The organism is Lentzea sp. NPDC058436 (genome assembly GCF_042721515.1).
GTDB lineage: Bacteria > Actinomycetota > Actinomycetes > Mycobacteriales > Pseudonocardiaceae > Lentzea.
Genome location: NZ_JBHXLF010000002.1, coordinates 576,449 through 595,002, shown reverse-complemented (window position 1 = coordinate 595,002; position 18,554 = coordinate 576,449). Strand labels below are relative to the sequence as shown.

Sequence of the window (18,554 nt, the reverse complement as noted above, 5' to 3'; positions counted from 1 at the left end):
TCTAGTTCTTCGCCAGTATCTCCTGCGAGACGCGTTCCATCTCGGCGAACACGTCGTCGGAGCGCTGACCCGCGAAGTACGCCTCGAAGAGCGGCTGCTCGGCGGACTGGACGGCCGAGCCGTTGGCGTAGGCGCTCGACGGGAACAGGACGCCGTCCTTGACGTACTGGTTGAAGACGGTGAGGTCGACGCCCTGGGACTTCATGGAGGTCACGGTGTTGTCCATGGCGGCGGGGATCGACGGGAAGAACGTGCCGGTGGCGCCCGCCTTCGTCTGGCACTCCTCGCCGCCCATGTAGCTGACCCACTTCCAGGTCAGCTCGGGGTTCTTGGTGCCGGCCCAGATGTTGTTGCCGTTCGAGTTGGACAGGACGGAACGCTTGCCGTCGGGGCCGAGGACGGTCGGGGCGATGCCGACCTTCACGCCGGGGATCTTGCCGAACGACGGCGCCGACCACGAGCCGCCCATGGTCATGGCGACCTTGCCGGAGCCGATCAGGTCGACGTCGGAGATCGTGGACTGGTTGCCGGTGGTGAAGGTGCCGAGCTTCGGCGAGAAGCCGCGGTCGGTGAGCGACAGGACCCACTTCATCGTCTTCGTGAAGCGCGGGTCGGTGTAGTTGAACTTGGTGGGCCACTGGTCCTTGTCACCGAGGCGCCAGCCGAGCGTGTTGACGAACGGTGCCCACGAGGTCTCGCCGATGAAGCTGCGGCCCGCCATCGCGCCGATGCCGTAGGTGGCGATCTGGGTCTTGTCGAAGCCGGGTTCGTCGCCGTGCTTGCCGTTCTTGTCGACGGTCAACCGCGCCACGACCTTGTCGAACGTGCCGCCGTCGTCCGGGTTCCAGGTCAGCTTCTGAACATCGGCCTCGGCCACGCCGGACTTCGCGAGCATGTCGGCGTTGTAGTAGAGCGCGGAGGCGGCCCAGTCCAGCGGGAGCCCGTACTGCTTGCCGTCGGTGAACTTCCACGTGTCGACGCCGACCGAGTACCGCTTGGTGTCCAAAGAGGACTTGGTGATGAGGTCGTCCAGCGGCATCAGCTGGTGTTGCGAGGCGTAGGCCTGGAGGAACTGCACGGAGTTCTGGAACGCGTCCGGCGCGGTGCCCGCCACGAAACCGGCGGTGAGCTTGGTGAAGTAGTCGTCGACGTTGTAGCGGGTGATCTTCACGTCGGTGCCGGGGTTGGCGGCCTCGAACGCCTTCTCGCACTCCCCGTAGGCGACGGCCTGCTTGTCGTCCCACGTCCACCAGTTCACGGTGTTCCCGGAGCCGGTGTCCGAGCTCCCGCACGCGGCGACCACCAGGGCTGTTGCTGCGACCAGGGCAGCGGCGGCGATTTTCATGGCTTCTCCAGGAGACGGGATCGGAAGGCTTCCAGTGCGATGTCGAGGTCGTCGGAGCCGCCCGCCTCGTGGGCGCTGTGCTCCCAGACGGCGATCTCCTTCGGTCCGGCGTACGCGTGGTAGGCGCCGAACACGGTGGACGGCGGCACGATGTCGTCCATCAGGCCGACCGAGAACCACGCGGGAGCCGTGGCACGGGCGGCGAACCCCACACCGTCGAAATAGGACAGTGCGGGGAAGACGTCGGAACGCCGGTTGTCGGCGATGTACTTCGTGAGCTCCGTGTACGGCGGGCTGCCGCACACGTTCAACGCCCTGCGGAGGTCGCACAGGAACGGCGCCTGCGCGTGCACCGCCGCCAGGTCCGGGACCAGACCTGCCACGGCCAGCGCGATTCCACCGCCCTGGCTGTTCCCGATGACCGCGACCTCCGACGAACCCAAGGCGCGGACGGCCTCCACCGCGCGCACCGCGTCCACGAAGACCCGGCGGTAGAAGTAGGTGGAGCGGTCGGTGATGCCGCGCGTCAGGAACCCGGTGCCGCCGCGCTGGTCCCGCACCTCGACCTGCAGGTGCGCGAACCCGGCGCTGGCCCACGTCAGGTTCTCGACCGCGCTGCCCCGGTTACCGCCGTAGCCGTGGTAGTGCACCACCGCCGGAAGACCGGTGACCCCGCGAGGAGTCCGCAGCCAGGCGTGGATCCGGTCACCGCCGAAGCCCGCGAACGACACGTCGTGGACGTCGAGCGTCCGCAACGGCGTGGAGACCGGCACCGCTTCGACCGCCAGGTCGAAAGACCGGGCGTCCGCCAGCGTTGAATCCCAGAACGAGTCGAAGTCGTCCGGTCGTTCATAGGAGCTGCGGTACTCCCACAGCGAGTCCAGGCCCAGATCGGTCAGCACGACACCCTCCCGCGTACCTCCACGACGTCACTCACGACGACCTCGGTGATCTCGCCGCCGATGCTCACCGGCACGACCTCCGCGGCGTCACCCGACAACCGCCGCAGCCGCACCACGACCTCGCCGTCGTGCCAGGTGACGTCCGCGGAAAGCCCGCCGCGACAACGCAGGCCGCGCGCCGAGCCCCGGGACCAACCGGCGGGCAACGCGGGCAGCACGCCGATCACGCCCGCGTGGCTCTGCACCACGACCTCCGCCAATGCCGCGGTGAAGCCGTAGTTGCCGTCGATCTGGAACGGCGGGTGCGTGCTGAACAGGTTCGGCAGCAGCCCGCCCCACTGCGAGCCGTCGACCGGCGCGTCGCGGTGCCGGTCCCCGGTGAAGGCCTGCGAGGCCTCAGCCAGCAGCGACCGCACGGTCTCGCCGTCGCCCAGCCGCGCTCGCAGCGCCATCTTCCAGGCCCACGACCAGCCCATCGCGCCGTTGCCGCGCCGGTCCATGGTCGCCACGGCGGCATCGCCCAACGACGTCCCGGCGGCGATCTGCCCGAGCGGGTACGCGGAGACCAGGTGCGACATGTGCCGGTGCGACGGATCCTCTTCCGGCAGGTCGGTCACCCACTCCCCCAGCCGCCCGCCGACCACCGGGACGGGACGCAACCGGGGCAGCGCCGCCGAGATCTCCGCGACCAGCGGATCCGCGCGGCCTGATGCCAGTGCCAGCGCCAAGGTCCGTTCGAACACCGCTCGGATCAGCACCACGTCCATCGTCACGGACCACGACAACGCTTGCGGTGTGCCGGAGGCGTCGAGGAACCAGTTCTCCGGCGACGTGGACGGGCACGTGTCGAGGTAGCCGTCGGGCCCTTCGACCAGCCAGTCCAGGCAGAACTCGGCACACCCTCGCAGCAACGGCCACGCACGCTCCAAAGTGGACCAGGTGCGGGCGAAGTCGTAGTGGTCCCAGGCGTGCTGGACGAGCCACGCGCCGCCCATCTGCCAGATCGCCCACGACGGCGCGCCGTGCCCCATGCCCACGGGCAACGACCAGCCCCAGACGTCGGTGTTGTGGTGCGCCACCCAGCCCCGCGCCCCGTACAGCTCCCGAGCCACGTCCGCACCGGTCACCGCGAGCTTCTCCAGCAGCTCCAGCAACGGCTCGTGGCACTCGGCGAGCCCGGTGACCTCGGCCGCCCAGTAGTTCATCTGCGTGTTGATGTTGATCGTGTAGTTGGAGGACCACGCCGGGCGCGGGTCGTCGTTCCAGATGCCCTGCAGGTTCGCGGGCGGGCCGCCGGGCCGTGACGACGAGACCAGCAGGTAGCGGCCGTACGCGAACAGCACGGACGCGATGAGCTGCTCGTCCTTGCCGCTCAACAGGTCCGGCACGTCGACGACCTCGGGCACCTCCCCGAACCGCACGTCGCACGCGTCCATCAGCGTCCTGTGGTTGCCGTGGCGCCGGCCGGTCCAGCGCGACTCCGTCGTCGTGGAGCTCGTGAGCGTGAGCAACCACCGCTCGCCCTCGTGCACCTCGACCGTCACCGTGCCGCGTTCCCCGGCGCCGTACACAGGCGCGTCCACCTGCGGCTCGTGCCGGGGAGCCGAGTCGACGGGGATCTCGACCACCAGGGTCAGCCCGTCCCGCGCGACCTCGCGCAACGGCGTCGAGATCTCGACGGCGGACGGCACCGCGCCGGTGATCTCCACGCACAGCGCGGTTTCCGACGCCCACACCCGCCGCACGACCTCAGCGCCGTCGACGGTCAGCCGCTCGGTGACCACTCCCGTGCCGAGGTCCAGCGTGCGGCCGCGCGACGAGCCCTCGGGCAACGTGATCCACAGGTCCACGTACGGCAGGAACGACTGGCTGTACGGGCCCTCGAACGACATCAGCAGCTCGGTGGCCCGTTCCAGATCGCCGCTGAAGATCGCCTCCCGCACCCGCGCGAGCCGTTCCGGACCGGCGCCCGACGCCAGCACGTCCGTCAGCGCCTCCCCAGGTCCGTCAGCGGTCCCGGACCACACGGTCGCGTCGTTGACCTGCACGCGGGACCGACCGGCCCCGCCGAACACCATCGCACCGAGGCGCCCGTTGCCCACGGGCAGCGCCTCGGTCCACTCCGCCGCGGCCGACGGCCAGTGCAGTCTCACTTGATCCCCGTGAAGCCGATGGAGTTGACCAGCCGCCGCCCGAAGACCACGAACAGCAGCAACATCGGCAGCGCCGCGACCAGCGTCGCCGCCATCAGGCCCGCCCAGTCCAGCGACGCCTGCGGTGAGGACTGCTTGAACACCGCGAGCGCGAGGGTGAGCGGGCGGACCGACTCGTCGTTGGTGACGAGCAACGGCCAGAAGTAGTCGTTCCAGGTGGTGATGAACTGCAGCAGCGTCAGGGTCGCCATCGGCGCGACGCTCATCGGCAGCACGATCCGGAAGCACACGCGCAACGGCCCGGCGCCGTCGATGATCGCGGCCTCCTCGACCTCGTGGGAGAGGCCGAGCATGAACTGCCGCAGGAAGAAGATGTTGAACGCGGAGAAGAACGCGCTCGGAAGAATCATGCCGGCGAACGAGTTGAGCAGCCCGAGGTCCTTCATCAGCACGAAGTTCGGCAGCAGCGTGAACACCGACGGCACCATCAGCGCCGTCAGCAGCACTCCGAAGACGACGTCCCGGCCCTTCCACCGCAGCCGGGCGAACGCGTAGGCGGCCAGCGCCGAGAACACGACGGTGACGAACGTCAGTACCCCGGCGTACACAACGGAGTTACACAGTGCGAGCCCCAGCTCGATCTTGGCGCCCGAACCGCCTTCGGCCGCGGCCTCGGCCGGCGTCGCGAGCCCGAGAGCGCGCTGGAACGGGCCCCAGGTGAAGTGCACCGGCAGCAAAGAAGACGGGTCGGTCGACATCGCGAAGTTGTTGGACAACGCCGTTCGCACGATCCAGTAGAACGGGAAGATCGTGATCAGCAGCACGACGACCAGGTAGCCCCAGGCGACGCCCCTGCCGAGCTTCATCGTGAGGTTCACCGGGCCTCCTCAGGCGGTGTCGGACTCGCTCGCACGGGCCATCCGCATCTGCGTGAAGGTCACCGCGACGAGCATCAGGAACAGGGCGAGCGACATCGTGGCGGCGTAGCCGAAGTCGAACTGCCCGAAGGCCTTGTCGTAGATGTACATCTGCAGCACCAGCGACGCGTCCGCCGGACCGCCCTTGGTGCTCACCTGGACGATGTCGAAGATCTGGGTCGCGCCGATCACGTTGAGGATCACGACCATCACGAGGATCGGCCGCAGCAGCGGCAACGTCAGTGAGCGGAACATCTGGAGCTCCGACGCGCCGTCGATCCGCCCGGCCTCGTAGATCGTCGCGGGGATCGTCTGCAGGCCCGCGAAGATGAGGACCGCGTTGTAGCCCATGGTCTTCCACACGTTGAGCGCGGCCAGCGTCGGCACCGCCCACGCGTTCGAGCTGAAGAACATGACGGGCTCGCCGGTGATCCACGTGATGAGCTGGTTCACGATGCCGAGCTGCGGGTCGAGCATCCACGTCCACACCAGCGCCGTGACGACGCCGGAGATGAGGAACGGCAAGATCATCAGCCCGCGGACCGTTGTGCTGACCCCCAGCCGGTGCAGCACGACGGCGGTGACCAGCGAGACGCCGACCCCCAGAACGACCGACAGCACGACGAAGTAGGCCGTGACGCCGAGCGAGTGCCAGAACCTGTTGTCGTTCAGCAACTCCTGGACGTTCTCCAGGCCCGTCCACACCGGTGGGGTGAGGATGTGGAACTCGGTGAAGCTCAGGTAGACCCCGCGCAGCATCGGGTAGGCGAAGAAGACGCCGAACCCGAGGACGGCGGGTGCGACGAGCAGCCACGCGACCCACGTGTCGTTGCGGCGCGAGGCAGGGCCTGTGCGTCGCCGAGGGGGCGGAGGCGCCGTGGTGGCGGGGCCACGCACGACCTGGGCGCTTGTGTCCTGCACGGTGGTCACCACGACGCCTCCTGGTCTCAGATCCGGATGCTGTCGACGTCGAACACGGAGTCGTCCGGGTTGCCGAACCGGATCGTGTTGCCGCCCTTCAGCAGGTAGATCGGCACGGTGACCTTCTGCGGCGTGTTCCAGTCGTCGTCGTTCGACCCGGCGACGGGCAGCTTGAAGGCGGTGCCGTTCACCGTGATCACGCCGGTCCTGCTGGCGTCGGCGGAGATGTAGGCCAGTTCGACGAGATACGTGCCCTCGCGCGGCACGGTGACCGTCGGCATGGTCAGGACGCCGCTGCCGCCGAGGTACCCGACCTTGCTGCCGCCCGAGCACGCGCAGCCGTAGACGGTCGCGCCGCCGCCGACACTGCCCTTCTCCGCTTCGTACGTCACGCTTTCCTGCGGTGTCACGAAGGTGACGGGCTTCGAGCGGGCGCCGTTCTGCACGACCGTGAACTCGTAGGAGGTCGCCGGCGTGAGGCCGGTGACGGTCGCCTTGGTGTCGGTGGTCGTGGCGACCTTCCTGTTGCCCGCGTAGACGTCGTAACGGACGCCGGTCTTGCCGTACCACTTCAGGGACACGCTGTTCGGCGTGGCGGCGGTGCCCTGCACGACACCGGGCGCGACCGAGTTGCGCGGGGTGATCGTGAACAGCTTCGAGCCGTGCACCGGCAGTTCTTCCGTGATGGAGCCGGACTTCTGGCCGACGTCCTTCTTAGCCCACACGTCGCGGACCTTGGCGTTGCCCTGGATGCCGAGCTGCGCGAAGTCCGCCGTCACCGGCGCGGGCCGCGAACCGAGGTTGAACAACGCCACGGTGTAGCTGCCGTCGCGGTTGCGGGCGTACCAGACCTGCTGGTCGGAGAACTGGTCCACCGGCCGGGCCGGAACGCCGGCCTGGTTGATCGCGATGACCTCGTTGTTGGTCAGCAACCTGTAGCCGAAGTCGTCGATCTTGGTGAGGTCGTCACCGATGTAGAGCGGCGAGGACGAGATCGACCACAGCGTCATGTAGCTCTGCCGCTCGGCCTCGGTCAGGCCGTCCATCTGGCCGTTGCCGACGGCGAGGCTGTCGAGGTTGTTCCAGTGGCCGGGCCCGGCGTCGTCGATCCACTGCACGACGTCGTTCCAGCGCTGCTTCACCGACTGGTTCCAAGTGACGAGCGTGTCGCAGTAGCACTCGACGTCGGTGTCGACGCGCCAGCCGTTGGTGTTGGCCTTCCACACGTCGGCGTGGCGGTGGCTGAGCGCCCACGAGATGAGGAACTCGATGGGACGGCCGGTGCTCTTGAGCGCGGAGTTCCACGCCTTCACGTCGGTGGTGTTGTCGTAGCGCTCACCGCCGCGGAAGCTGCCGGGCCCGACGCCGTCGAGCTTGAGGAAGTCGACGCCCCAGCCCGCGAGCACCTGCGCGATCGAGTCGATGTACTTCTGCGAGCACGGGTTGTCGAAGTCCATCTTGTAGGCCATGTCCCACCCGTTGGTCTTGCGCAGGTCGGGGTAGACGATGTCCTTGGTCGTGCAGCCGGGCGCGTTGTAGATAGGCGTCTTGCCGTCGTTGTACGCCTTGAGGTCCAGCCCCACCGCGAGGTACGAGCCGAACTTCATGCCCTTGCCGTGGATGTAGTCCCCGAGCCACTTGAAGCCGCGCGGGAACTTCTTCGCGTCCACCACCGGCCGCCCGTACTCGTCGAACGAGCCGAGCCAGCCCGCGTCGACGTTCACGTGGTCGTAGCCGGCCTTCTTGAACCTGGCCGCCAGCACGTCCGCCTGTGCCAGCACGTTCTTCTCGTTCAACCAGCTCGCGGGACCGTCCGGGTTGACCCCGGGGTAGTTGGTCGCCTGCAACGTCCAGCTGCTCCAGCCCATGTACGGCTTCTCGGCCTTGGCCGCCGTCTGCTGCTGGGGTGTTGGGGCCTGGGGTGCTTGGGCCTGGGCCGCCGGAACCGCGATCAGCGACGCGAGCAGGCCGGCAACGACACCTAACGCTCTCAAGACCACTCCTTTGTGATTTTCAGGCGACCCGGAGGTCTTCCATCGCGTCGCGGTCCCAGTCGATACCGAGACCCGGTGTGTCAGGTGCGAGCGCGTGTCCGTTGTGGACTGTCATCTCGCTCTTCGTGATCCCGCGCAGCTGCGGGATGTGCTCGACGAACCTGCCGTTGGGCAGCGCCGCCGCGAGGCTGACGTGCAGCTCCATCAGGAAGTGCGGGCAGACGTCGGCGTTGAACGCCTCCGCGAGGTGCGCGACCTTCAGGAACGGCGTGATGCCACCGATCCGGGACGCGTCGACCTGGACGATCGAGGCCGCGCCGCGTTCGAGGTACTCGCGGAACTGCGCGACCGAGTACAGCGACTCCCCCACCGCGATCGGGATGCTGGTGCTTCTCGCGAGACGTTCGTGCCCGCGCACGTCGTCCGCCGGCAGCGGCTCCTCCAGCCAGGTGAGACCGGTGTGCCTGAACGCGTCCGCGCGCCGGACCGCCTCGGCGGCCGTCATGGACTGGTTGGCGTCGACCATGATCGCGAACCGCTCGCCGACCGCCGACCTGACGGCTTCGAGGCGTTCGACGTCCTCGGTCAGGTCGGGCTTGCCGACCTTCATCTTGATGCCCTGCCAGCCCTGCGCGGCCGTCTCCTTGGCGCCCGCCACGAGCTCCTCGGTGCTCAGGTGCAGCCAGCCGCCCTCGGTGTCGTACAGCGGCACCTCCCGCCGGAACCCGCCGGCCATGCGCCACAACGGTTCCCGGGCTCGCAGGCAACGCAGGTCCCACAGCGCGGTGTCGACGGCGGCCAGCGCGAGCGAGGTGATCGCGCCGACCGTGGTGGACCGCGTGTACGCGAACAGGTCACGCCACACGTGCTCGATCCGGCGGGTGTCGGCGTTCGCGAGACGCGGCAGCAGGTGGTCCTTCAGGAGCGCGAGGACCGAGCTGCCGCCCGTGCCGATCGTGTACGCGTACCCGAGGCCGGTGAGCCCGTCGTCCGTCGTGACCTCGACGAACACGGTCTCCTGCTTGACGAACTGCTGGACCGCGTCCGTGCGCAGAGTCTCGACCGGAACGTCGACCTGGAACGCCTCAGCCCGCACGACCTTCGCCACGCCAACTCCTCGGACCTTTGATCCTATAGGATATTTGACGAAGATTGAACGCGGGCGTTACGAGCGTGTCAATCGTCGTTTGGCCACGTTCCCACGCGGATGACAGCGTTTTCAACGGGTTGCGGCGACCGGGTCTCGTTCCGGTCCTCCGATGTCTGCAGCTCATAGCCGCACTACACGCCTGCCTCGACGTGTTGCGGTGTGTTTAAAAGTGAGTGGTTCTGTCCGATGTCGCCGGGAGGACAGGAACGATCAAGCGGACTCGGCGGCGCGCTTCAGCCGCTCCAGAGTCGCCTCGATGTTGCGCTGGTTCGTCACAGCGCGGTTCCTCACGCCGGTCGCCACCTGAGTGATCGGCACGTACCACCGCGGCCGGCGGTCCCACGTCGACTCGGTGACGCGGCAGCCGCCCGCCGTCTCCTCGATGTCGTACTGCCAGCGCGACACCGCGAGCCCCAGCGACTTCACCTCGAACGCGAACCGGGTCTCCGAGCAGTCGGTCACCGTGGAGGTCGTCGGCCACACGCGCCAGCCGCGCTTGTTGACGCCGCGGAACCGGGCACCGACCTGCGGACCCGGCGCGTTCAGCCACTTGCCGCCGGAGTACTCCTCGGCGCACCGACTGAGTCCGCGGAGGTCGCTGACCAGCTCGAACACGCGCTGCGGCGAGGCGGCAACGTCGATGTGCGCGGTGGCGTCCGGCGTCATGCGCCCGAACTTACTACCGGTAGGTAACCGAGCGCTAGAGGACCCGGATCGGTTCACCCGCGAGAAACGCGTGGACGTCCTCCACGGCCTCCGTGAAGTACGTGCGGTAGTTCCCCTCGGTCACGTACCCGAGGTGCGGGGTCGCGAGGACGTTGGGCAGCGTGCGCAGCTCGTCGGTCAGCGGCAACGGCTCCACCTCGAACACGTCCAGCCCGGCACCGGCGATCCGCTTCTCCCGCAACACCTCCAGCAACGCGGCGGAATCCACGATCGGCGCGCGCGAGGTGTTGATGAGGAACGCCGACGACTTGAGGCACGCCAGCGCGTCGGCGTCGACCAGGCCGCGGGTGCGGTCGCTCAGCACGAGGTGGATGGACGCGAAGTCGCTCTGCGCCAACAGGTCGTGCAGCCCCGAGGCGAGCCGGACGCCCTCGGGCTCGACGCGGTCGGCGGCGAGGTTGGCGCTCCACGCCACCACGTCCATGCCGAACGCCCGCCCCACCCGCGCGACGGCCTTGCCGAGGTGGCCGAAGCCGAGCAGGCCGAGGGTGCGGCCGGCGAGGTCGACGCCGACGGTGCTCTGCCACGGGCCGCCTGCGTGGAAGGCCTCGTTCTCGACGGTCAGGTGGCGGGCGAGGCCCAGGATCAACGCCCAGGTCAGCTCGGTCGGCGGGGTCTTGGCGCTGCCGGTGCCGCACACCGTGACGCCGTGCGAACGCGCCGCCTCCAGGTCGATCGACGCGTTGCGCATGCCGCTGGTGATCAGCAACCGCAGCCGGGGCAACCGCGCGAACAGAGCGGCGTCGAACGGGGTCCGCTCGCGCATGATCACGACGCACTCGGCGTCGGCCAGCGCGTCGGCCGGGTCGTCCAGGTGCTCGCGCAGCACCGTCACGTCGAGGCCCGACCAGTCGGCGTTCGCGAGCGCCACGCCCTGGTAGTCGTCCAACACCGCACACCGCATGAGCCGATCATGTCAGAGTAGGAGCATGGGAGCCTTCCACCTGGCGCAGGCCAACATCTCGACCGGGCGGTGGGCGTTCGACCACTGGAGGATGCGCGGGTTCACGAGCAGGATCGAGGCGATCAACGACCTGGCGCAGGAGGCTCCCGGGTTCGTGTGGCGGCCGACGTCGGAACGGATGCTCAACGACCTGGTCCGGCTGGGGCTCGACCCGATGCGCGAGGCCTACAACCTCAGCGTGTGGGAGTCGGTGGAGTCGTTGTGGGCCTTCGCTTTCAGCGGTGTGCACCTCGAAGCGCTCAAGCGCACCAGGCAGTGGTTCGAGCCGGGGAGCGCGCTCGACGCGATGTGGTGGATCCCTGCCGGGCACCAGCCCACGACGGAGGAGGGCCTGGCGAAGCTCGACCTGGTCAAGAGCGGCCCGACGCCGGAGGCGTTCACCTTCCGGCGCCGGTTTCCGGCTCCTGACTAGCAGTTCGGGCGGGTCGTCTTCCCGGCGAAGCGGTCGCCCAGCCAGTTCATCGCGTTCGTGCCCCACGCGCTGACGGCCGTGACGTGACCGAGCAGCGGCAGCGGGGTCCACTGCACGTCGGCGCCCAGCGAGCACCACTGCGAGCGCAGCTTCTGCCCGACGCCGAACGGGATCAGCTCGTCCAGCGTGCCGTGGTAGAGGTACACGGGCGCGGCGGGCTTGACCGAGCCGAGCGTGTTCTCCTTCAAACGCTTCTGCCACAACGGGTCCTGGATGACGTTCGGGATCGTCGTCAGCGAGTTCAGGCGCGTGAACGGTGCCACCAAAGCGATCTCGGCGACGCACGCCGCGCGGATCCGGTCGATGACCTGCTTGCCGCGGGCGTTGAGCACCGACGACAGCGGCAGTTCCGGGTAGGCCGCGGCATAACCCGCGGCGGCCGCGAACACCAGGCCGGAGCCCGCGTTGCCGTCGTTGAACTTCGCCACCGCGTTCAGGTCGGCAGGCACACCACCGGCGGCCACGCCGACCACGTTCAGCGAAGGCGCGTAGGACTTCCACTGCTCGGCGGCGGAGGAAGCGGCCTGACCTCCTTGCGAGTAGCCGAAAACGCCGACCGGGGCATCAGCGGACAGGCCGGGGACTCCGCTCGCCGCCCGTGCCACGTCCAGCAGGGCGCGGCCTTCCGAACGGGCCACCGCGTAGGTGTGATCCCCTGGCGTGCCAAGGCCTTCGTAGTCGGTGACCGCGACCGCCCAGCCCTTGAACATGGCCTGCGCGAGGAACGCGATCTCGACCTCGGTGCCGCCCTGCAGCTGCCGCGACGGCGCGCACTGGTCGCCCAGGCCCTGCGTACCCATCGCGTACGCCACGATCGGGCGCGGGCCGTTGTTCCACGGCAGCGGCGACACGAGCACCATGCCGGACACAACGGTGCCCTCGCCCGTCGCGGACGTCGAGCGGTAGCGGATGTCGTAGGCCTTCACGGGCGCCGGGAGCAGTCTGAGCGGCTCCGGGTGCCACGCCACCTCCCTGCTGCTGACCAGTTCGCCCGGCGCCGCCGCCGAAGCAGGCGTGACCAGGGCGAACAACAGGAGAACGGCGGCGAGCACGGCTCGGAGCTGCATCGTTGGACCCCTTTGTGGTAACCGGCGTTACCGCAATGTAGGGCCGAACGTCGCAACGGAGCAATAGCCCGTACGGCTTGATGGATTCAAGCAAGCCCTTGGGCGAAGGTGAACACCCCGTCCGGGTCGTACTTGCGCGCCACCTCGCGCAACCGGGTGAGCGACGAGCCGTAGTAGGCCTGCGCCCAGTCCGGCATCTGCGGGTCGATGTAGTTGACGTACCCGTTGGCGCCGAACATCTTCCCGAGCTCGTCGCGCGCCACGCCCATCGCGCGCCGCGCGTTCGCCTCCCCCGCCTGCAACGACAGCTCGACCTGGATGCTCGCCACGGCGTTCCGGTGCGGGAACGCGGTGGCGGGGCCTCGACCGACGGCGCCGCCCAACCCATCGATCATGTTGTAGGAGTTCGGGGTGTTCTTGAAGATCTCGGCGAGCTTCTGCGGGTCGGTGATCGGCTTCGTCATCATCCGCGACGTGGCGACGTAGCTGCCGCGCGACTGGCTGCCGCCGCCTCCGTTCCACGACGGCTTGCACGTGCCGTCGCCGACCTTGCACCAGGCGAACCGTTCCATCGCGGAGAGGAAGCTCTGCTCGGTCTCGCGCCGGGAGGTCGGCTGCGAGCCGACGCGGCGCACGAGGTCGTCCAGCACCGGCTTGAGGTTCGCAGTGGTGCCGACGAAGCAGCCGCTGACCTCGACGTACGGGTTCGTGCCGCTGCCGGCGCCGAGTGTGGACGTGAGTGCGTCCGGCGCGGCGCCCTGCCAGTCCGGCCAGACGCTGAGCAGCGAGGCCAGCGCCGCCGAGGGGAACACGAGGGTGAACGTCGTCAGGTCGCGCGCGGGCTCGGTGCGGAAGACGAACGACGTGACGATGCCGAAGTTGCCGCCACCACCGCCGCGCAACGCCCAGAACAGGTCGGCGTGCTCGGTGGCCGACACCGTGCGGTGCACACCGTCCGGCGTCACGATCCGCGCGCTGACCAGCCGGTCGCAGGTCAGGCCGAACTGCCTCGCGGTGACCCCGATGCCGCCGCCCAGCGTCAGCCCGGAGATCCCGACGGTCGCGCACGTGCCCGCCGGCATCATGCGTCCCGCGTTCGCCAGTGCGACGTAGAGGTCCATCAGCAGCACGCCGGCGCCGACCTCGGCCGTGCCGTCGGACCGGACGTCGATCCGGTTGAGACCGCGCACGTCCACGACCAGCGCACCGTCCGCCGTGGAGTACCCGGGATAGCTGTGGCCGCCGCACCGAGCGGTGATCCGGGTGCGCTCGGCGCGGGCGATCTCGACGCACCGCTGAACGTCCGCAGGTGACGCGACTCGGGCGATCGCGCTCGGACGCTGGGCGTCGTACTGCGTGAAGTAGCCGAGCTTGGCGTCCCCGTAGGCGGCGTCACCCGGCCTGATCAGCTGGACGTCCGTTGTGGACCGGCCGACCAGTGCCGACACGGCTCCGAGCGCGGCCGTCTGCAGAAGTGCCCTGCGTCGCAACATGCTCCGAAACGTAGGAGTCGGACAAACCGGGGCACAACGGATCAAGGAACCGGGACGGATCCCGTTACGGGTTCACGGCCAGGAACAGGAATGCCGCGAGCAGCACCAGGTGCACGCCACCCTGCAGGCGCGTCGCCCGCCCCGGCACCACCGTCAGCACGCTGACCAGGACCGTGAGCAGCAGCAGGATCATCTGCGTCGACCCGAGCCCCAGCATCAGCGGACCGTCCAGCCAGATGGTCGCTAGCGCGATCGTCGGGATCGTCAGGCCGATGCTCGCGATCGCCGAGCCGTAGCCGAGGTTGATGCTGGTCTGGATCCTGTCGCGCAGCGCGGCGCGGGCGGCGGCGATCGTCTCGGGCAGCAGCACCAGCAACGCGATGACGACACCGACGAACGACTGCGGGAAGCCTGCGGCCTTCACGCCAGCCTCGATCGCGGGCGACTCGATCTTCGCGAGACCGACGACGGCGACCAGTGCGACGAGCAGGAACGCCAGCGAGGTGAGCGCGGCCTTGCCGGACGGCGCGTCGGCGTGCTCGTCGGCCTCGATCACGCCGTCCTCGTCGACGGGGAGGAAGAAGTCGCGGTGCCGGACGGTCTGGGTGAAGACGAACATCGCGTACAGGCCGAGGGACGCGAAGGCGGCGAACGCGAGCTGCGGGCCGGAGAACTCCGGGCCGGGCGTGGACGTGGTGAACGTCGGCAGGACCAGGGTCAGGGTCGCGAGCGTCATGACCGTCGCGAGCGCGCCGCCGCTGCCCTCGGCGTTGAACAGGATCGTGTGGTGCTTCATGGCACCGAGCAGCAACGCGATGCCGATGATGCCGTTCGTGGTGATCATGACCGCGGCGAACACCGTGTCGCGGGCCAGTGAGGACGCCTCCGGGCCGCCGGACACGATCAGCGTCACGATCAGCGCGACCTCGATGATCGTCACCGCGACCGCGAGGACCAGTGACCCGAACGGCTCCCCCACCCTGAGCGCGACCACCTCCGCGTGGTGCACGGCGGCGAGGACGGTCGCGGCGAGGACCACGGCGACGATCGCGACGAACACGCCCCCGAGGTCGCGGCCCCAGAAGAGGGCGAGCAGGACCACGCCGAGCACGGGGGTGATGGTCGTCCAGTGGAGCAGCGGGAAGCGGGGGGCGGCGGCCATGATCCAACCCTCGCATACCGGGCGCACTCTCCGCCATTCGGCGCAGCACTGGTTTCGACCACAAGAAAATGTGGAGCGGAGCGCCCCTGCCGCGCCCCGCTCCACATTTCCTGGATGGTGCCGTGTTCGATTCCTAGAAATCGAAGAGGGCACCCGTGTGCGCCAGCATGACGCACGAGTTCGGGTAGGTGTGCACCTCGTTCACGGGCTCACCGCGCCAGAAACCGAACATCGCCACCTCGACCGGGGCGTAGTGGAACGTGCACGCCCTGTCGTCGGCCTGCATGGTGCGCAGGTCGGTGCCCGCGGAGGTCAGCGTCGCGCAGGCGAGGGCCCTGCGCGGGTGCTGGTCACCTCGTTCGCAGGTCAGGACGGTCGCCTTGAAGGCGCCGCCGTCGAACTCCGAGTACTGGGTGGTGAGAACGAGCGCGGTGGTACCGCGTGCCGCCGGAGCGGCCTGCGCGGTGCCGGCGAAGGCGAAAAGCGACACGAACAGAGCAACGAACGCACAAATGCGGCCGGACATGAAAGCGGTCCTCCTGAGACCTCACAAAAACGGGCCGGTTCTCGGCCGCCGCAGATGTTGCCACCCGGAATCGAGTGAGCGAAAGGGGCCAGGAACTGTTCACCGATCACATTTCCACGCCCCTCCGAAAGTATGGTTGGGCCGAACGGATGTGTCGCGGGACACGTTCGTCGCGACACAGCTGCCGACGGACTGTTACGGGTTGCTGACAGACGAGGTTGCGCTCGGACGTATTATTCGAATCATGTCCAAGACCTCCAGACGCGTCGTGTTCGGCGTGCTCCTGATCGTCACACTCGTGGTTTCCACCGGCGGCGCGCTGGGTTACCTGGGCAGATTGACGCTCGTGTTCGACCGCCATCCGGGAAAGTCGCTCGCGATAATCGAGGAAGTGCCGGGACCGCCGGACGGGCCGAAGTGCGCGATCGACGCGCGCTACTTCGACGAGGAGCCGCGAGGCCTGCGACCCGAGGTACTGCAGGCGTGGCTGAAGCTGCGCCAGAAGGCCTCTGAGCAGGGCATCACGCTGTGCCTGAACGACGGCAAGCGGAGCCGTCAGCAACAACAGGCGGAGTTCGACGAGGCCGTCGAGAAGTTCGGGACCGAAGAACTCGCGTCGAAGTACGTGCTGAACCCGCCGGACCGTTCGATGCACGTGATCGGATTCGCGATCGACGTGCAGCCGATCGAATCCGCGAAATGGGTCGAGAAAAACGGCAACACCCTCGGCTGGTGCCGCCGTTACGAAAACGAGCAGTGGCATTTCGAGTACAGCTCCGGCTATCTCACCGGAGGGTGCCCCGCCCTGATCCCCAGCGCGACGGGCAGCTGACCCCTCGCGCAAAGGTCTAGACGCTTGGCGTGCGCGCGGGGTTGCGCGGTCATAATCTGACAAGCCCAGTTACCAGATCGGGGGACCCCGGTGGCCCGTGCCTACGGCGGCATCTCACCCGAGCAGCGCAGGGCAGAGCGCCGGGCGAAGCTGCTCCAGGCGGGCCTGCGGCTGTTCACGAGCACCGGGTTCGCGGCCACGAGGATCTCGGAGCTGTGCACCGAGGCCGGCGTCTCCACGCGCAACTTCTACGAGGAGTTCGCGACCAAGGAAGACCTGCTGCGCGAGTTGCACGACCTGATCAACGCCACGGCGTTCGCGCGGGTCCGCGAGGCGCTGAACGGGCTGGAGACGGCCGACCTCGGCACCAGGATCACGACGCTCGTCGACGCGTTCATCAGCAGCGTCACGGCCGACCCCCGCGCACCGCGCCTGAACTACGTCGAGGCAGTCGGCGTGAACGCGGAGATCGAGCAGCAGCACGTGCGCTGGGTGAACACGTGGGCGGAGTTCATCGAGTCGGAGGCGCTCAGGGCCGCGGAGACGGGCGCGGCGCCGCGCAGGTCGTACCGGCTGACGGCGATCGCGCTGGTGGGGGCCATCACCGGCCTGCTGCGGGAGTGGCAGGCGCACGAGCCGCCGCTCGCGGCCGACGAGATCGCCGCGGAGATCCGCGAGCTGGTGTTGGCGGCCATCACTCGCCCGTAAGGGTGTTCGGCACCGAAAGAGCCATCACGGGACCGGTGTCCCTCGTACGGTGCTGGAATGGTCGAAATCCCCGCGGCGCTCGAACAGCTCGCGGCCGAACGCGGCCTCGGGCCGTGCGACCACAGGTTCCGCCGGCGCGTCACGGTCTTCACGGTGCTCGGCGTGTTCGCTGCGGCCGGGGTGGTGCTCCTGCTGCTGATGCTCAGCGCGGCACCGGTCGTGGTCGTGGCCCTGCCGATCTGGATCGCCTGGCTGCTGCTGCAACGGCGCCGCGGCGGCGGCCTCTACCTGTTCACCGGCGGGTTCGTCGTGGTGCGCGGGTGGACGGTGCCCCAGGTGGTGACGTGGGACCAGGTCGAGGAGATCCGCCGCGAGGGCATGGTGCTGACGGCGTTCCAGGTGCCCGTCTCGGAGTCCAACGACTACCACGTGGAGCTGAAGGGCCGCGTCATGTCCGTGACGCTGGACAGCACCTACGAGGACTTCCAGAAGGCGGCGACGATCATGCGTTCACGCGTGCGGCGCACCAAGACTCAGTGAACCGACCGGCCGCCGCTGCCCGTATCACCCGTTGTGAGCCGATTCGCCGTTCTCGCGCTGCTCGTGTGCCTGGGTGCCTGCTCCTCCCCTCCGGAGGAGACAGCCTCGCCGGCCGAACTGGAGGCCGCTGCCGGTCCGGTCGCGGGACCCACTCGGATCCTGCCGGGAGACATCGCGAAACTGCAGGTCGAGGAGTCGCCCGCGGTCGGCGCGGTGGTCGCCGACCGCGAGCACTACACCCTCTACTTCACCACTCAGGACGGCCCGTCGAAGCCCACGTGCCTCGAACCGGAGTGCACGCTCGTGTGGCCGCCGCTGCTCGCGAAGGGCGGCCAGATCGAGGCACCGGGCATCGACCCGGCGCTGCTCGGCACCACGAAGCGCCCGGACGGCCTGGAGCAGGTGACGATCGCCGGGAAGCCCGTCCACCGGTACGTCGACGACGAGCAGGCGGGCGACACGACGGGGCACGGCGTGGACGACAAGTGGTTCGCCATCTCCCCCACCGGGGCGAAGGCCACTCGCTAGAGCAGGCGACCGCACGGCGTAACGCCCGGACCACACAACGGAACCGGCGGCCCGGAAGGGTTGCCGGTTTGTCGCGTTCGGGTTACTCGAACGATTCGTTTGTACCGGAAATCCTGAAACCGGTTCCGCGCGGAACCGGTTTCAGGTATCAACT

The 18,554-nt window shown here is 68.6% G+C and carries 18 protein-coding genes; 5 read left to right on the top strand and 13 right to left on the bottom strand.

Annotated features, from left to right (window positions below):
• Window position 1 precedes the first annotated feature (1 nt).
• From ACFWN2_RS10270 to ACFWN2_RS10230, 9 genes are all read right to left on the bottom strand, one after another.
• A complete protein-coding gene (locus ACFWN2_RS10270; RefSeq protein ID WP_382426415.1) occupies window positions 2-1,345 on the bottom strand; it encodes an ABC transporter substrate-binding protein in 1,344 nt (447 codons plus the stop codon).
• A complete protein-coding gene (locus ACFWN2_RS10265) occupies window positions 1,342-2,247 on the bottom strand; it encodes an acetylxylan esterase (RefSeq protein WP_382426413.1) in 906 nt (301 codons plus the stop codon). The genes ACFWN2_RS10270 and ACFWN2_RS10265 overlap by 4 nt, the downstream gene beginning before the upstream one ends.
• Entirely contained in the window at window positions 2,241-4,400 is a 2,160-nt protein-coding gene (locus ACFWN2_RS10260; protein WP_382426412.1) for a glycoside hydrolase N-terminal domain-containing protein, read from the bottom strand. Before ACFWN2_RS10260 ends, ACFWN2_RS10265 begins: the two co-directional genes overlap by 7 nt.
• Window positions 4,397-5,278: a carbohydrate ABC transporter permease gene (locus ACFWN2_RS10255; protein WP_382426411.1), complete on the bottom strand. Its 882-nt coding sequence runs from the start codon at window positions 5,276-5,278 to the stop codon at window positions 4,397-4,399. The genes ACFWN2_RS10260 and ACFWN2_RS10255 overlap by 4 nt, the downstream gene beginning before the upstream one ends.
• 9 nt (window positions 5,279-5,287) lie before the next feature.
• Window positions 5,288-6,250, bottom strand: a complete 963-nt coding sequence (locus ACFWN2_RS10250; RefSeq protein WP_382426410.1) for a carbohydrate ABC transporter permease — start codon at window positions 6,248-6,250, stop codon at window positions 5,288-5,290.
• A gap of 14 nt (window positions 6,251-6,264) precedes the next feature.
• Window positions 6,265-8,232, bottom strand: coding sequence for an alpha-galactosidase D (locus tag ACFWN2_RS10245; protein WP_382426408.1), 1,968 nt, complete (start codon window positions 8,230-8,232; stop codon window positions 6,265-6,267).
• Window positions 8,233-8,251: 19 nt separating this feature from the next.
• Window positions 8,252-9,340 (bottom strand): mandelate racemase/muconate lactonizing enzyme family protein, encoded by a 1,089-nt coding sequence (locus ACFWN2_RS10240; protein WP_382426406.1) that lies wholly within the window; start codon window positions 9,338-9,340, stop codon window positions 8,252-8,254.
• Between the two features lie 252 nt (window positions 9,341-9,592).
• On the bottom strand, window positions 9,593-10,048 hold the full coding sequence (locus tag ACFWN2_RS10235; RefSeq protein ID WP_382426404.1) for an SRPBCC family protein: 456 nt from the start codon (window positions 10,046-10,048) through the stop codon (window positions 9,593-9,595).
• 34 nt (window positions 10,049-10,082) lie between these two features.
• Window positions 10,083-11,012, bottom strand: coding sequence for a D-2-hydroxyacid dehydrogenase family protein (locus ACFWN2_RS10230; protein WP_382426402.1), 930 nt, complete (start codon window positions 11,010-11,012; stop codon window positions 10,083-10,085).
• Window positions 11,013-11,037: 25 nt separating this feature from the next.
• On the opposite strand from ACFWN2_RS10230, the gene ACFWN2_RS10225 reads away from it, so the two are divergent.
• Entirely contained in the window at window positions 11,038-11,484 is a 447-nt protein-coding gene (locus ACFWN2_RS10225) for a DUF3291 domain-containing protein (RefSeq protein ID WP_382426401.1), read from the top strand.
• Here ACFWN2_RS10225 and ACFWN2_RS10220 read toward each other — a convergent pair.
• The 4 genes from ACFWN2_RS10220 to ACFWN2_RS10205 all read right to left on the bottom strand — a co-directional run bounded on the left by ACFWN2_RS10220 (window position 11,481) and on the right by ACFWN2_RS10205 (window position 15,756).
• On the bottom strand, window positions 11,481-12,611 hold the full coding sequence (locus tag ACFWN2_RS10220) for a lipase family protein (protein WP_382426400.1): 1,131 nt from the start codon (window positions 12,609-12,611) through the stop codon (window positions 11,481-11,483). The two genes, ACFWN2_RS10225 and ACFWN2_RS10220, sit on opposite strands and share 4 nt — an antisense overlap.
• Before the next feature lie 86 nt (window positions 12,612-12,697).
• Window positions 12,698-14,104: an FAD-binding oxidoreductase gene (locus ACFWN2_RS10215; RefSeq protein WP_382426398.1), complete on the bottom strand. Its 1,407-nt coding sequence runs from the start codon at window positions 14,102-14,104 to the stop codon at window positions 12,698-12,700.
• 64 nt (window positions 14,105-14,168) lie between these two features.
• Window positions 14,169-15,266 (bottom strand): calcium:proton antiporter, encoded by a 1,098-nt coding sequence (locus tag ACFWN2_RS10210; RefSeq protein WP_382426397.1) that lies wholly within the window; start codon window positions 15,264-15,266, stop codon window positions 14,169-14,171.
• Window positions 15,267-15,399: 133 nt separating this feature from the next.
• A complete protein-coding gene (locus ACFWN2_RS10205) occupies window positions 15,400-15,756 on the bottom strand; it encodes an SSI family serine proteinase inhibitor (protein ID WP_382426396.1) in 357 nt (118 codons plus the stop codon).
• 280 nt (window positions 15,757-16,036) lie between these two features.
• On the opposite strand from ACFWN2_RS10205, the gene ACFWN2_RS10200 reads away from it, so the two are divergent.
• The 4 genes from ACFWN2_RS10200 (at window position 16,037) to ACFWN2_RS10185 (ending at window position 18,400) form a co-directional block, all read left to right on the top strand.
• A complete protein-coding gene (locus tag ACFWN2_RS10200) occupies window positions 16,037-16,624 on the top strand; it encodes a D-alanyl-D-alanine carboxypeptidase family protein (RefSeq protein WP_382426395.1) in 588 nt (195 codons plus the stop codon).
• Window positions 16,625-16,714: 90 nt separating this feature from the next.
• The gene (locus ACFWN2_RS10195) at window positions 16,715-17,332 is read left to right on the top strand and encodes a TetR/AcrR family transcriptional regulator (protein WP_382426394.1); all 618 of its coding nucleotides are present in this window, start codon (window positions 16,715-16,717) and stop codon (window positions 17,330-17,332) included.
• A gap of 57 nt (window positions 17,333-17,389) precedes the next feature.
• A complete protein-coding gene (locus tag ACFWN2_RS10190; protein WP_382426393.1) occupies window positions 17,390-17,872 on the top strand; it encodes a hypothetical protein in 483 nt (160 codons plus the stop codon).
• 33 nt (window positions 17,873-17,905) lie between these two features.
• Window positions 17,906-18,400: a hypothetical protein gene (locus tag ACFWN2_RS10185; RefSeq protein ID WP_382426391.1), complete on the top strand. Its 495-nt coding sequence runs from the start codon at window positions 17,906-17,908 to the stop codon at window positions 18,398-18,400.
• Window positions 18,401-18,554 lie beyond the last annotated feature (154 nt).

Bases quoted from the DNA above. Each gene is read 5' to 3' on its own strand.
- ACFWN2_RS10270 (WP_382426415.1), bottom strand. From the start codon at position 1,345: ATGAAAATCGCCGCCGCTGCCCTGGTCGCAGCAACAGCCCTGGTGGTC.
- ACFWN2_RS10235 (WP_382426404.1), bottom strand. From the start codon at position 10,048: ATGACGCCGGACGCCACCGCGCACATCGACGTTGCCGCCTCGCCGCAG.
- ACFWN2_RS10230 (WP_382426402.1), bottom strand. From the start codon at position 11,012: ATGCGGTGTGCGGTGTTGGACGACTACCAGGGCGTGGCGCTCGCGAAC.
- ACFWN2_RS10225 (WP_382426401.1), top strand. From the start codon at position 11,038: ATGGGAGCCTTCCACCTGGCGCAGGCCAACATCTCGACCGGGCGGTGG.
- ACFWN2_RS10220 (WP_382426400.1), bottom strand. From the start codon at position 12,611: ATGCAGCTCCGAGCCGTGCTCGCCGCCGTTCTCCTGTTGTTCGCCCTG.
- ACFWN2_RS10215 (WP_382426398.1), bottom strand. From the start codon at position 14,104: ATGTTGCGACGCAGGGCACTTCTGCAGACGGCCGCGCTCGGAGCCGTG.
- ACFWN2_RS10210 (WP_382426397.1), bottom strand. From the start codon at position 15,266: ATGGCCGCCGCCCCCCGCTTCCCGCTGCTCCACTGGACGACCATCACC.
- ACFWN2_RS10200 (WP_382426395.1), top strand. From the start codon at position 16,037: ATGTCCAAGACCTCCAGACGCGTCGTGTTCGGCGTGCTCCTGATCGTC.
- ACFWN2_RS10190 (WP_382426393.1), top strand. From the start codon at position 17,390: ATGGTCGAAATCCCCGCGGCGCTCGAACAGCTCGCGGCCGAACGCGGC.